The organism is Streptomyces sp. NBC_01261 (assembly GCF_036226385.1).
Lineage (GTDB): Bacteria > Actinomycetota > Actinomycetes > Streptomycetales > Streptomycetaceae > Streptomyces.
The window spans coordinates 3224833-3238020 of the sequence record NZ_CP108463.1 but is presented as its reverse complement, the minus strand read 5'-3'; the positions used below and the strand labels follow the sequence as shown (position 1 = coordinate 3238020).

The window sequence follows — 13188 nt, the reverse complement described above, 5'->3', positions numbered from 1 at the left end:
TCGTGGGTACAGCCGATCGCGTGACGTACGACGCAGAGCCCGGGCGCGGTCCGCAAAGGCGGAACATTAGACTCGACAAGCCCGGCAACAGCTCGATCAGCTCTACTCGCAAGGAGGCACGGGTGCCGCTGCTGACCCGCATCAGGGGACCGCGCGATCTGGACCGGCTCAGCCTGGAGCAGCTGGACCAGCTGGCCGGGGAGATCCGGACCTTCCTCGTCGACGCCGTCTCCAAGACCGGCGGCCACCTCGGCCCGAACCTCGGTGTGGTCGAGTTGACCATCGCCCTGCACCGCGTCTTCGAGTCGCCGAAGGACCGGGTGCTGTTCGACACCGGCCACCAGTCCTACGTCCACAAGCTGCTCACCGGCCGCCAGGACTTCTCGAAACTGAAGAAGAAGGGCGGCCTGTCCGGCTACCCCTCGCAGGCCGAGTCCGAGCACGACGTCATCGAGAACTCGCACGCCTCGACGGTCCTCGGCTGGGCCGACGGCCTCGCCAAGGCCAACCAGGTCCTCGAACGCGACGACCACGTGGTCGCGGTGATCGGTGACGGCGCGCTGACCGGCGGTATGGCCTGGGAGGCGCTGAACAACATCGCCGACGCCAAGGACCGCCCGCTCGTCATCGTCGTCAACGACAACGAGCGATCGTACGCACCGACCATCGGCGGCCTCGCGAACCACCTGGCGACCCTGCGGACCACCGACGGCTACGAGCGCTTCCTGGCCCGCGGCAAGGACCTCCTGGAGCGCACTCCGGTCGTCGGCAGGCCCCTCTACGAGACGCTGCACGGCGCGAAGAAGGGCCTGAAGGACTTCATCGCCCCGCAGGGCATGTTCGAGGACCTCGGTCTGAAGTACGTCGGGCCCATCGACGGGCACGACATCGACGCCCTGGAGTCCGCGCTCGCCCGCGCCAAGCGCTTCGGCGGACCGGTCATCGTGCACTGCCTCACCGAGAAGGGCCGCGGCTACCAGCCCGCCCTCCAGGACGAGGCCGACCGCTTCCACGGCATCGGCCCCATCCACCCCGATACCGGCCTGCCCGTCAAGGCCTCCGGCGCCGACTGGACCTCCGTCTTCGGCGACGAGATGGTCGCCCTCGGCCAGGAGCGCGAGGACATCGTCGCGATCACCGCCGCGATGCTCCAGCCCGTCGGCCTGAAAAAGTTCGCCGACGCCTTCCCGAAACGCATCTACGACGTCGGCATCGCCGAGCAGCACGGCGCGGTCTCCGCGGCCGGCCTCGCCACCGGCGGACTGCACCCCGTCTTCGCCGTCTACGCCACCTTCCTCAACCGCGCCTTCGACCAGGTGCTGATGGACGTGGCCCTGCACAAGTGCGGGGTGACCTTCGTCCTGGACCGGGCCGGCGTCACCGGCACCGACGGCCCCTCCCACAACGGCATGTGGGACATGTCGATCCTCCAGGTCGTCCCGGGCCTCCGGCTCGCCGCACCCCGCGACGCCGACCAGGTCCGCGCCCAGCTCCGCGAGGCCGTCCAGGTCGAGGACGCGCCGACGGTCGTCCGCTTCTCCAAGGGCGCGGTCGGCCCGGCCGTACCCGCCGTGGGCCGCATCGGCGGCATGGACGTACTGCGCGCGCCCGGCACCGACGCCCCGGACGTCCTGCTGGTCTCGGTCGGCGCCCTCGCGCCGATGTGCCTGGAGATCGCCACCCTCCTCGACAAACAGGGCATCTCCACCACGGTCGTCGACCCGCGCTGGGTCAAGCCCGTCGACGAGGCCATGGCCCCGCTCGCCGAGCAGCACCGGGTGGTCGTCACCGTCGAGGACAACTCCCGTGTCGGAGGCGTCGGTTCGTCGATCGCGCAGGCGTTGCGCGACGCGGGCGTCGACGTCCCGCTGCGCGACTTCGGCATCCCGCCGCGCTTCCTCGACCACGCCTCCCGCGCCGAGGTGATGACGGAGATCGGCCTCACCGCCCCCGACATCGCCCGTCAGGTCACCGGCCTGGTCTCGAAGCTGGACGGCCTCCCCCTTTCTCGGCTTCGCTCGAATGGGGGGACCCCCATCGAACGCCCCACGGCGAAGGTCGACTCGGTGGAGTCCGCGCGCGACTGAGGCACGGCCGGCACCCCTGAACGGGCCGCTTTTACCACTCTTTGCAGTGGTGAAAGCGGTCCGTTCGCGTGAACCCGCCCGCGTCGGGGCATACGCACCACGCCCCCTCTCGATCATGTCGAGGACGCCAAGCGTGGGAGGTACACCCGTGAGCAGCACACTCTTCCGGACGAAGAGAGTCGAACAGTCCATCAAGGACACCGAGGAACCCGAGCACGCGCTCAGAAAATCCCTCTCGGCCCTGGATCTCACCGTGTTCGGCGTCGGCGTCGTCATCGGCACCGGCATCTTCGTCCTCACCGGCACGGCCGCCAAGAACACCGCCGGTCCAGCGGTCGCCCTGTCCTTCGTCGTGGCCGGCGTCGTCTGTGCCCTCGCGGCGCTCTGCTACGCCGAGTTCGCGTCCACGGTCCCGGTCGCGGGCTCCGCGTACACCTTCTCGTACGCCTCGCTCGGCGAGTTCCCCGCCTGGATCATCGGCTGGGACCTGGTCCTCGAACTCGCCCTCGGCACGGCGGTGGTGGCGGTCGGCTGGTCCGGCTACATCCACTCGCTGCTGGACAACGCGGGCTGGCACCTGCCCGAGGCGCTCAGCGGCCGGGACGGCGCCCACGGCTTCGGCTTCGACATCCTCGCCGCGCTGCTCGTCCTGGTCCTCACCGCGATCCTCGTGCTCGGCATGAAGCTCTCCGCGCGGGTCACCTCGGTCGTCGTCGCCATCAAGGTGGCCGTCGTCCTCGTGGTGATCGTCGCCGGCGCGTTCTTCATCAAGGGCGACAACTACAAGCCCTTCATCCCCAAGTCGCAGGCCGTGGAGGCGGGCGGCAACCTCAAGGCCCCGCTGATCCAGCTGATGTTCGGCTGGGCGCCCTCCAACTTCGGCGTCATGGGCATCTTCACCGCCGCCTCCGTGGTCTTCTTCGCGTTCATCGGCTTCGACGTCGTCGCCACCGCCGCCGAGGAGACCCGCAACCCGCAGCGCGACGTGCCGCGCGGCATCCTCGGCTCACTGATCATCTGCACCACGCTGTACGTCGCCGTCGCGGTCGTCGTGACCGGCATGCAGAAGTACAGCTCGCTCTCGATCGACGCACCGCTCGCCGACGCGTTCAAGGCCACCGGGCACCCGTGGTTCGCGGGCCTGATCAGCTTCGGCGCGGCGATCGGCCTGACGACGGTCTGCATGATCCTGCTGCTGGGCCAGGCCAGGGTCTTCTTCGCGATGAGCCGCGACGGACTGCTCCCGCGTTTCTTCTCCCACGTCCACCCGCGCTTCCGCACCCCGTACCGCCCGACCATCCTCCTCGGCGTGATCATCGCGATCGTCTCGGGCTTCACGAGCCTCAGCGAACTCGCCGAACTGGTCAACATCGGCACGCTGTTCGCGTTCATCGTGGTCGCGATCGGCGTGGTCATCCTCAGGAAGCGACGCCCGGACCTGCCCCGCTCCTTCCGCACCCCCCTGGTCCCGGCCCTTCCGATCGTCTCGGTCCTGGCCTCCTTCTGGCTGATGCTCAACCTCCCCGCCGAGACCTGGCTCCGCTTCGCCATCTGGATGGCGATCGGCTTCGCCGTGTACTTCTTCTACGGCCGCACACACAGCCGTCTGGGCCTGCAACAGGCGGCGGAGGCGGGGGAGTCGGCGACACCGCCGGGTGGCAAGGCTTCGTAGTTCCTTCGTGATCGACCCAGTTGGTCGCCCGGCCCCGCAAATCCCGCTCCGTGGAGGGGATTCGCGGGGCCGGGTCGCGTGTTGTGTCAGCCCCGTACGCTCCGCGGCCCGGTGACCTCCGCGCCCAACTCCGTGACCCTGCGCCGCAGTTCACGGTCGGCGGTGACCACCAGACGGGGGCGGCCGGCGGCCTCGGCGACGAGTTCGACCATGCGGTCGTCGCCGCTGCCGGGGGCCGAGTCCACCCGTACGCCCGGGACGGACGCCACGCCGCGGGCCGCGCCCTCCACGACGAGGACGAGTTCCACGGGGTCCGTGCGGCCCGGCAGGCCGTCGCGCGCGAGCCGGTCGCGGAGGCGCTCGGCGGCACCCTTGCGGTCGCGCCACCAGCCGTCGGGCACTGACCCGACGACGTTCGCGCCGTCGACGATCACCAGCAGGGGAGTGTCCTCGTCCATGGGCCAAGGGTCGCACGCGGACGGGGGGTGCCCCGCGCGGAAGCGCCCGCCCCAATTACAGTGAACCGGTGAACGGCGACTGGCTCATCCGCGGCCGCGACGGCCGGCTCAGTGTGTATCTGCCCTCGGGCGACGCCGTCCTGTGCCGGGCGGAACGCGGCCCCGGCGGCCTCTGGAGCGCCCCGCGCAAGGTCGGCGGCGACCAGAAGCTGCACCCCGGGCTGCTCGGCATCGGGCAGGGCGCGGACGGCTACGCCCACCTCGTGTCCTGGCGCCCCACGGCGGCCGGCGAGTCCGGACTGGTCCACTCGACCCACTTCCGACCCCGGCTCGCGGCCCTCGACTGGAGCCCGGTCGGCCACCCGGACAAGAAGGGTGACCGCACCGGCGTACCGGCGATCGCCGTCGACGCGGAGGGCCGGGCCCACGTCTTCGTGCGCAACGCCGGGGCCGGAGTCAGCCTGCTGGCCCAACGGGAGAAGGGCGGCTGGGAACCGTGGCGCGACCTCAAGGGCAGCGACGTCCACGAGGACCTGGCGGCGGTCACGGGCGAGTCCGGCACGGTCGAGCTGTACGCGGCGGTACCGGGCGCGATCCTGCACCGGCGTCAGCTGGAACCGGGCGGACAACCGGTGCTGGAGGAGGCGATGGAGGCCACGATCCGCCCCGGCACACTCCGCGCCCTTCCCACCTCCCCGTCGAGCACCACCCTCTTCTACACGGACGACTCCGGCGACCTCTGCGTCTGGCGCCCCGGCACCAAGCCCATCACCCTCCTCCCCTCGGCCGGCCCCGGCCCGGTCTCCGCGGTCCGCTGTGAACTCGACGGTTACGACTGCACGTTGCTCGCCCAGCGCTCGGCGAGCGGTCGGGTCGCCTTCGCGGCGTATCCCACGGAACAGGAGTCCGCGGGCGCCTGGTGGACGGAGTCGGGACCCCAACTTCCTTCGGACGCCGAGGTCTCGCTGACGCTGGACGAGGACGATCGGGTGGCCGCGGCGACGGTGTCTCCGTCCACCGGTCAACTCCTCGTCACCCGGCGGAAGGCGGAGGCGGGGCTCGCGCTGGAGGCCTGGCGGGAGGTCTGAACACGAAACAGACAAAGGGGGCCTCCGCGCGATCGCGCGGAGGCCCCCTTCAGTAGTTGCCGGTCGTCACATCACGCCGGAACGCTGGCCAGACCCGGCGCCAGGAACGCCTTCCCGTTCACCCGCTCCGACACACCCTCCCGGTCCAGGTACGGCGTGATGCCGCCCAGGTGGAAGGGCCAGCCGGCGCCCGTGATCAGGCACAGGTCGATGTCCTGGGCCTCGGCGACGACGCCCTCGTCGAGCATCAGGCCGATCTCCTGGGCCACCGCGTCGAGGACCCGGTCCCGCACCTGCTCCTCGGCCAGCACCGAGTCGCCCTGCTTGAGCAGCGCGGCGACCTCGGGGTCCAACTCCGGCTTCCCGCTGTCGTAGACGTAGAAGCCGCGCTTGCCCGCCTTGACGACGGCCGCGAGGTTCGGGGAGACCGTGAAGCGGTCGGGGAAGGCCCGGTTGAGGGTCTCCGAGACGTGCAGGCCGATCGCCGGACCGACCAACTCCAGAAGGACCAGCGGGGACATGGGCAGGCCGAGCGGCTCGACCGCCTTCTCCGCGACCGCGACCGGCGTGCCCTCGTCGATGACGTTCTGGATCTCGCCCATGAAGCGGGTGAGGATGCGGTTGACGACGAACGCCGGGGCGTCCTTCACCAACACCGCTGTCTTCTTCAGCTTCTTGGCCACCGCGAACGCGGTCGCGAGCGAGGCGTCGTCCGTCTGCTCGCCGCGCACGATCTCCAACAGGGGCAGAATCGCCACGGGGTTGAAGAAGTGGAAGCCCACGACCCGCTCGGGGTTCTTCAGCTTCGACGCCATCTCGGAGACGGACAGCGAGGAGGTGTTCGTGGCGAAGATCGCGTGCGCCGGGGCGACTGCCTCGACCTCCGCGAACACCTGCTGCTTGACGCCGATCTCCTCGAAGACGGCCTCGATGACGAAGTCGGCGTCGGAGAAGCCCTCGGCCTTGTCCAGCACACCGGTGACCAGGGCCTTGAGGCGGTTGGCCTTGTCCTGGTTGATGCGGGACTTCGACAGCAGCTTCTCGATCTCGGCGTGGACGTAGCCCACACCCTTGTCGACGCGCTCCTGGTCGATGTCCGTGAGGACGACCGGTACTTCGAGGCGGCGGAGGAAGAGCAGGGCGAGCTGGCTGGCCATCAGGCCCGCGCCTACCACGCCGACCTTCGTCACCGGACGCGCCAGGTTCTTGTCCGGCGCACCCGCCGGACGCTTGCCGCGCTTCTGGACGAGGTTGAACGCGTAGATACCGGCGCGGAGTTCGCCACCCATGATCAGGTCGGCGAGCGCCAAGTCCTCGGCGTCGTAGCCCTGTTGGAGGTCGGCGTTCTTCGCGGCCCCGATGATGTCGAGGGCGCGGTAGGCGGCCGGGGCCGCGCCGTGCACCTTGGAGTCCGCGACGAAGCGGCCCTTGGCGACGGCCTGGTCCCAGGCCTCGCCGCGGTCGATCGCGGGACGCTCGACCTTGATGTCGCCCTTGAGGACGTTGGCCGTCCAGATCAGCGACTGCTCCAGGAAGTCGGCGCCCTCGAAGAGCGCGTCGGCGATCCCGAGGTCGAAGACCTGCTGGCCCTTGAGCTGCTTGTTCTGGTTGAGGCTGTTCTCGATGATCACCGAGACGGCCTTCTCGGCGCCGATCAGGTTCGGCAGCAGCGTGCAGCCGCCCCAGCCGGGGACGAGGCCGAGGAAGACCTCGGGCAGCGAGAACGCCGCGATGTGCTTCGACACCGTGCGGTACTCGCAGTGCAGACCGACCTCGACACCGCCGCCCATGGCCGCGCCGTTGTAGTACGTGAAGGTCGGCACCGCGATGTCCGCCAGGCGCTTGAAGACCTCGTGGCCGCCCTTGCCGATGGCGAGCGCGTCGTCGTGGTTCTTGAGGAGCTCGACGCCCTTCAGGTCCGCGCCGACGGCGAAGACGAACGGCTTGCCGGTGATGCCGACACCGACGATCTCGCCGGCCGCCGCCTCCTTCTCGACCTGGTCGATGGCGGTGTCGAGATTCGCCAGTGAGGCCGGGCCGAAGGTCGTCGGCTTGGTGTGGTCGAAGCCGTTGTCCAGCGTGATGAGCGCGAACCGCCCGGCGCTGTACGGCAGTTCGAGGTGACGGACGTGCGCGGACGTCACGACCTCGTCGGGGAACAGCTCGGCCGCACCCTTCAGAAGCTCGGTGGTGGTGCTCACTTGTCCCCCTCGAAGTGCGGGTTCTCCCAGATGACCGTGGCGCCCATGCCGAAGCCGACGCACATCGTCGTCAGGCCGTAGCGGACGTGTCGCTGCTCCTCGAACTGACGGGCCAGCTGCGTCATCAGGCGGACGCCCGACGAGGCCAGCGGGTGACCGAAGGCGATCGCGCCGCCGTACTGGTTGACGCGCTCGTCGTCGTCCGCGATGCCGTAGTGGTCGAGGAAGGCCAGCACCTGTACGGCGAAGGCCTCGTTGACCTCGAAGAGGTTGATGTCCTCGATGCCGAGGCCCGCCTTGGCGAGCGCCTTCTCGGTCGCCGGGATCGGGCCGTAGCCCATGACCTCCGGCTCGACGCCCGCGAAGGCGTACGACACGAGACGCATCTTCACCGGCAGGTTGTGCTCGCGCGCGAAGTCCTCGCTGGCGATGATCGACGCGGTGGCACCGTCGTTCAGACCGGCCGCGTTGCCCGCGGTGACCCGGCCGTGCACGCGGAACGGCGTCTTGAGCCCGGCGAGGTTCTCCAGGGTGGTCCCCGGACGCATCGGCTCGTCGGCGGTGACGAGACCCCAACCGACCTCGCCCACCTGCTCGTTGGTGTTGCGTACCGAGATCGGCACCAGGTCCTGCTGGATCTTGCCGTTGGCGTACGCCTTGGCGGCCTTCTCCTGCGAACGCACCGCGTACTCGTCGGCACGCTGCTTGGTGATGTGCGGGTAGCGGTCGTGCAGGTTCTCCGCGGTCATGCCCATGAACAGCGCGGAGTCGTCGACCAGCTTCTCGCTCACGAACCGCGGGTTCGGGTCCACGCCCTCGCCCATGGGGTGGCGGCCCATGTGCTCGACACCACCGGCGATGACGGCGTCGTAGGCACCGAAGGCGATGGAGCCCGCGGTGGTCGTGACGGCGGTCAGCGCGCCCGCACACATGCGGTCGATGGAGTAGCCCGGGACGGACTGCGGCAGCCCGGCGAGAATGCCTGCCGTGCGACCGAGGGTCAGCCCCTGGTCACCGATCTGCGTGGTCGCGGCGATGGCGACCTCGTCGATCTTCGCGGGGTCGAGTCCGGGGTTGCGGCGCAGCAGCTCCCGGATCGCCTTCACGACGAGGTCGTCGGCCCGGGTCTCGTGGTAGATGCCCTTCGGGCCCGCCTTGCCGAACGGGGTGCGGACGCCGTCGACGAAGACGACGTCCCTGACGGTACGAGGCACGATTGGCTCTCCTCCAGGGTGCGGGATCGGCACTGCTGCGATGCGCTGAGCGCGCGCTCAGTACCCATGCTACTTGCGGGTAACCACCCTGCCCAGCCCCGGGGCCGGGAGCGGTGAACGTCACATCCCGTCCGCGCGCAGTTCCCCGCCTGTGCTCCGAGGATCTTGGCCTGATCTCGACGCCGACGCTGCGCTTCCGAGCCCCTTTGTTCTTAGGGGCGCGGGGAACTGCGCGACCAGCCACAACGGACCCGCACCCGCAAAACAACGCACAACCCCTACGGGGCCTTCGCGGTCAACGCGTCCGCCAAAACCGGCGCAACCTGCTCAACCTGCCAGACCCGAGCCCCGTACCCGGCAAGAGCAGCCGCCACGGACTCCACGTCCACATGCTTCGGCGGCTCCCAGCAAACCCGCCGCACGGTGTCCGGAGTGATGAGGTTCTCCTGAGGCATGTTGAGTCCCTCGGCCACCGCGGAAACCGCCGCGCGCGCCGCGGACAACCGAGCCGCGGCCTCAGGATCCTTGTCGGCCCAGGCGCGAGGCGGCGGCGGCCCGGTGACCGGCTGACCGGGCTGCGGCAGCGCGGAGTCGGGAAGGGTCTTCGCCCGATCGACGGCCGCCTGCCACTGCTCCAGCTGCCGCCGCCCCATCCGGTGCCCGAACCCGTTCAACGCGGCAAGCGCCTGCACGTCGACGGGAAGGGAGAGCGCAGCCTCGACGATCGCCGCGTCCGACAGCACCTTCCCCGGCGACACGTCCCGCCGCTGCGCGATCCGGTCCCGCGTCTGCCACAGCTCCCGTACGACACCGAGCTGCCGGCGCCGCCGTACCTTGTGCATCCCGGACGTACGACGCCACGGGTCCTTGCGGGGTTCGGCGGGCGGCGCCGCCGCGATCGCGTCGAACTCCTGGCGGGCCCAGTCCAGCTTGCCCTGCCGGTCGAGTTCCTTCTCCAGCGCGTCCCGCAGATCGACGAGGAGTTCGACGTCGAGAGCGGCGTAGCGCAGCCAGGGTTCGGGCAGCGGGCGGGTGGACCAGTCGACGGCGGAGTGCCCCTTCTCCAGGACGAAACCGAGTACGCCCTCGACCATCGCGCCCAGTCCGACCCGCGGGAATCCGGCGAGCCGACCCGCCAGCTCGGTGTCGAAGAGCCGCGTCGGCACCATGCCTATCTCGCGCAGACAGGGCAGGTCCTGGGTGGCGGCGTGCAGCACCCACTCGACGCCGGAGATGGCCGCACCGAGGCCCGACAGGTCGGGGCAGGCGACGGGGTCGATCAGTGCGGTGCCCGCGCCCGCACGGCGCAGCTGAACCAGATAGGCACGCTGTCCGTAGCGGTAGCCGGACGCGCGCTCGGCGTCGACGGCCACGGGACCCGTGCCGGCGGCGAAGGCCGCGATCACCTCGGCGAGGGCGTCCTCGTCGGCGATCACGGGCGGAATGCCCTCTCGGGGCTCAAGCAAAGGGATCGGCGCCGTTTCGACGTCGTCCGGAGGGGCGCCTCCGGTGGTTCGCAGTGAGCTGTCTGCTGCGGTTTCTTGGGCGTCGGTCACCTGTCAAGGGTATCCGTGTATGGACAACGCCCGCCGACGGAACGTTCCGTCGACGGGCGTCTGGGGGTCGTAAACCAGTCAGGTAAGTGAAAGATCCGGTTCACGGCTCGAAGGGGGAGTGGGAAGGAGGGCGGGAGAGGGTGTGGGGACGGGGTTGCGGGAGGGGGTCAGTGGATGATTCCGGTGCGCAGCGCCACCGCGACCATGCCGGCGCGGTCACCCGTGCCGAGCTTGCGGGCGATGCGCGCGAGGTGGCTCTTGACGGTCAGTGCGGACAGGCCCATGGAGACGCCGATGGCCTTGTTCGACTGGCCTTCCGCGACCAGACGCAGGACCTCGACCTCACGGCCGGACAGTTCGCGGTAGCCACCCGGGTGGCTCGGGGAACCCGGGGGGCGGCGGTGCATACGGGCGGCGGCGGAGCCGATGGGGGCGGCGCCGGGCCGGGTGGGGAGCCCGACGTTGGTGCGGGTGCCGGTGACGACGTAGCCCTTGACGCCGCCCGCGAGGGCGTTGCGCACGGCACCGATGTCGTCGGCGGCGGACAGGGCCAGGCCGTTGGGCCAGCCTGCGGCTCTGGTCTCGGAGAGCAGGGTGAGACCGGAACCGTCGGGAAGGTGGACGTCTGCCACACAGATGTCGCGGGGGTTGCCGATGCGGGGACGAGCCTCCGCGACGGACGAGGCCTCGATGACGTCGCGCACACCGAGCGCCCACAGGTGGCGGGTGACGGTGGAGCGTACGCGCGGGTCGGCCACGACCACCATGGCGGTCGGCTTGTTCGGGCGGTAGGCGACCAGGCTTGCGGGCTGCTCAAGAAGAACGGACACCAGGCCTCCTGGGGTGCGGGACGACTTTCAAGGTCACAGTCGTCTTCGGCACCAAACCCCAGGTCCTTTAGAGAAAGATCACGATTTAGTGAGTAGCAATCAGTGCAATTCGGACACGCTGTCGATCGTTCGGTGAACGAAACGGCTCGTTCGATGGGCCACTCCTGATTGAAAGTGGCCGTATCGACAAAGACACCGGAAACGATCGGTAAGACCTCGGTGTGTCTCGGGTAAGGCTCAGCGTGACTGCGGGTCCCGGCGTTGCGGCAGCGTGACGATGGACGCGTCGCCCGGGCCCGCCGGGGGCAGGCCCGCGACCTGGGCCAGCAGATCGCACCAGGAGGCGAGATGCGCCGCCGTGTCCGGAACGCCGCCGAGTCCCTCGCGCGGCGTCCACGAGGCACGGATCTCGATCTGGGAGGCGGACGGCCGCTCGGACAGCCCGCCGAAGTAGTGGGAGCTGGCCCGCGTGACGGTGCCGCTCGCCTCGCCGTACGTCAGTCCGCGCGCCTGGAGCGCACCGGTCAGCCACGACCAGCACACGTCGGGCAGCAGCGGGTCCGCCGCCATCTCCGGCTCCAGCTCCGCGCGCACCAGCGTCACCAGCCGGAACGTGCCGTGCCAGGCGTCGTGCCCGTCCGGGTCGTGCAGCAGCACCAGCCGGCCGTCGGCCAGGTCCTGGTCGCCGTCGACGACCGCTGCCTCCAACGCGTACGCGTAGGGCGCGAGCCGCTGGGGCGCGGGCGTCGGATCGATCTCGATCTGCGGCCTCAGCCTGCTGTTCCGCAGGGCCTGGACCGCGGCCTGGAAAGCCGGCGGCGCCGCACCGCCCCCATCCCGGTCCCCCTCCTTGGAGTCGTCCATCCCGTCAGCGCCATCCGACAATCGTCCCTGAGCCGCAGCCATGCGGGAAGATTAAGGGGAACGGAGGCATCGTGCGGGACTAGACACCCGCTCTTCCGCTCAGCACACCGTGTAATCGCCTTCTGGCGCCGTGCGAGACTTGCCCCGTGAGTGCCAACCAGAGCCCCGCGGGCCAGCAGCCGACCGCCACTTACGACTCCGCCTTCATGAAGGCGTGCAGGCGCGAGCCCGTGCCCCACACACCCGTGTGGTTCATGCGGCAGGCCGGACGTTCGCTGCCCGAGTACCACAAGGCGCGCGAGGGCATCGCGATGCTCGACTCCTGCACCCGGCCCGAGCTGGTCGCCGAGATCACGCTCCAGCCCGTGCGTCGGCACAACGTGGACGCGGCGGTCTACTTCAGCGACATCGTCGTCCCGCTCAAGGCCATCGGCATCGACCTCGACATCAAGCCCGGCGTCGGCCCGGTCGTCGAGAAGCCGATCCGCACCCGCGCCGACCTGGACCGGCTGCGCGACCTGACCCCCGATGACGTCTCCTACGTCACGGAGGCCATCGGCCTGCTGACCGCCGAGCTCGGCTCGACCCCCCTCATCGGCTTCGCCGGCGCACCGTTCACCCTCGCGAGCTACCTCATCGAGGGCGGCCCGTCCCGCACGTACGAGAACGCCAAGGCGATCATGTACGGCGACCCCCAGCTCTGGGCCGACCTCCTGGACCGCCTCGCCGACATCACGGCCGCCTTCCTCAAGGTCCAGATCGAGGCGGGCGCCAGCGCCGTCCAGGTCTTCGACTCCTGGGCAGGCGCCCTCGCCCCGGCCGACTACCGCCGCTCGGTGCTCCCCGCCTCCGCGAAGGTCTTCAAGGCCGTCGAGGGCTACGGCGTCCCGCGCATCCACTTCGGTGTCGGCACCGGCGAGCTGCTCGGCCTGATGGGTGAGGCCGGTGCGGACGTCGTCGGCGTCGACTGGCGCGTCCCGCTCGACGAGGCCGCCCGCCGCGTCGGCCCCGGCAAGACGCTCCAGGGCAACCTCGACCCGACCGTCCTGTTCGCCTCCACAGAGGCCGTCGAGACCAAGACCCGCGAGGTTCTCGACTCGGCCAAGGGCCTGGAGGGGCACATCTTCAACCTCGGTCACGGCGTGATGCCGTCCACCGACCCGGACTCGCTCACCCGGCTCACCGAGTACGTCCACACCCAGACGGCCCGATAAGCGC

The 13188-nt window shown here is 70.1% G+C and carries 10 protein-coding genes; 4 read left to right on the top strand and 6 right to left on the bottom strand.

Annotation, left to right across the window (positions count from 1 at the left end):
- The first annotated feature begins 122 nt into the window (after window positions 1-122).
- Together dxs and OG226_RS14025 are read left to right on the top strand one after the other, a co-directional pair.
- On the top strand, window positions 123-2087 hold the full coding sequence (dxs, locus tag OG226_RS14030; RefSeq protein WP_328686302.1) for a 1-deoxy-D-xylulose-5-phosphate synthase: 1965 nt from the start codon (window positions 123-125) through the stop codon (window positions 2085-2087).
- A 148-nt stretch (window positions 2088-2235) separates the two neighbouring features.
- Complete coding sequence (locus OG226_RS14025; RefSeq protein ID WP_328677543.1) at window positions 2236-3759, top strand: amino acid permease; 1524 nt, start codon at window positions 2236-2238, stop codon at window positions 3757-3759.
- Between the two features lie 86 nt (window positions 3760-3845).
- Here OG226_RS14025 and OG226_RS14020 read toward each other — a convergent pair whose 3' ends face one another.
- A complete protein-coding gene (locus OG226_RS14020; protein ID WP_328677542.1) occupies window positions 3846-4217 on the bottom strand; it encodes an NTP pyrophosphohydrolase in 372 nt (123 codons plus the stop codon).
- A 68-nt stretch (window positions 4218-4285) separates the two neighbouring features.
- On the opposite strand from OG226_RS14020, the gene OG226_RS14015 reads away from it, so the two are divergent.
- Window positions 4286-5305 carry a hypothetical protein gene (locus OG226_RS14015; protein WP_329349138.1) on the top strand — a complete coding sequence of 340 codons (1020 nt, stop codon included), beginning with the start codon at window positions 4286-4288 and terminating at the stop codon, window positions 5303-5305.
- A gap of 71 nt (window positions 5306-5376) precedes the next feature.
- On the opposite strand, the gene OG226_RS14010 is transcribed toward OG226_RS14015, so the two are convergent.
- The 5 genes from OG226_RS14010 to OG226_RS13990 all read right to left on the bottom strand — a co-directional run bounded on the left by OG226_RS14010 (window position 5377) and on the right by OG226_RS13990 (window position 11970).
- Window positions 5377-7506, bottom strand: a complete 2130-nt coding sequence (locus OG226_RS14010; protein ID WP_329349137.1) for a 3-hydroxyacyl-CoA dehydrogenase NAD-binding domain-containing protein — start codon at window positions 7504-7506, stop codon at window positions 5377-5379.
- Window positions 7503-8720, bottom strand: a complete 1218-nt coding sequence (locus OG226_RS14005; protein ID WP_328677537.1) for a thiolase family protein — start codon at window positions 8718-8720, stop codon at window positions 7503-7505. Before OG226_RS14005 ends, OG226_RS14010 begins: the two co-directional genes overlap by 4 nt.
- Window positions 8721-8998: 278 nt before the next feature.
- The gene (locus OG226_RS14000; RefSeq protein ID WP_328677533.1) at window positions 8999-10276 is read right to left on the bottom strand and encodes a ribonuclease D; all 1278 of its coding nucleotides are present in this window, start codon (window positions 10274-10276) and stop codon (window positions 8999-9001) included.
- Between the two features lie 167 nt (window positions 10277-10443).
- A complete protein-coding gene (locus tag OG226_RS13995) occupies window positions 10444-11106 on the bottom strand; it encodes a response regulator transcription factor (RefSeq protein ID WP_030605794.1) in 663 nt (220 codons plus the stop codon).
- A gap of 237 nt (window positions 11107-11343) precedes the next feature.
- On the bottom strand, window positions 11344-11970 hold the full coding sequence (locus OG226_RS13990) for a DUF3000 domain-containing protein (protein WP_328677525.1): 627 nt from the start codon (window positions 11968-11970) through the stop codon (window positions 11344-11346).
- 146 nt (window positions 11971-12116) lie between these two features.
- Between OG226_RS13990 and hemE the strand changes: the two genes are divergently transcribed.
- Window positions 12117-13184 carry a uroporphyrinogen decarboxylase gene (gene hemE / locus OG226_RS13985; protein ID WP_328677523.1) on the top strand — a complete coding sequence of 356 codons (1068 nt, stop codon included), beginning with the start codon at window positions 12117-12119 and terminating at the stop codon, window positions 13182-13184.
- Window positions 13185-13188: the final 4 nt, after the last annotated feature.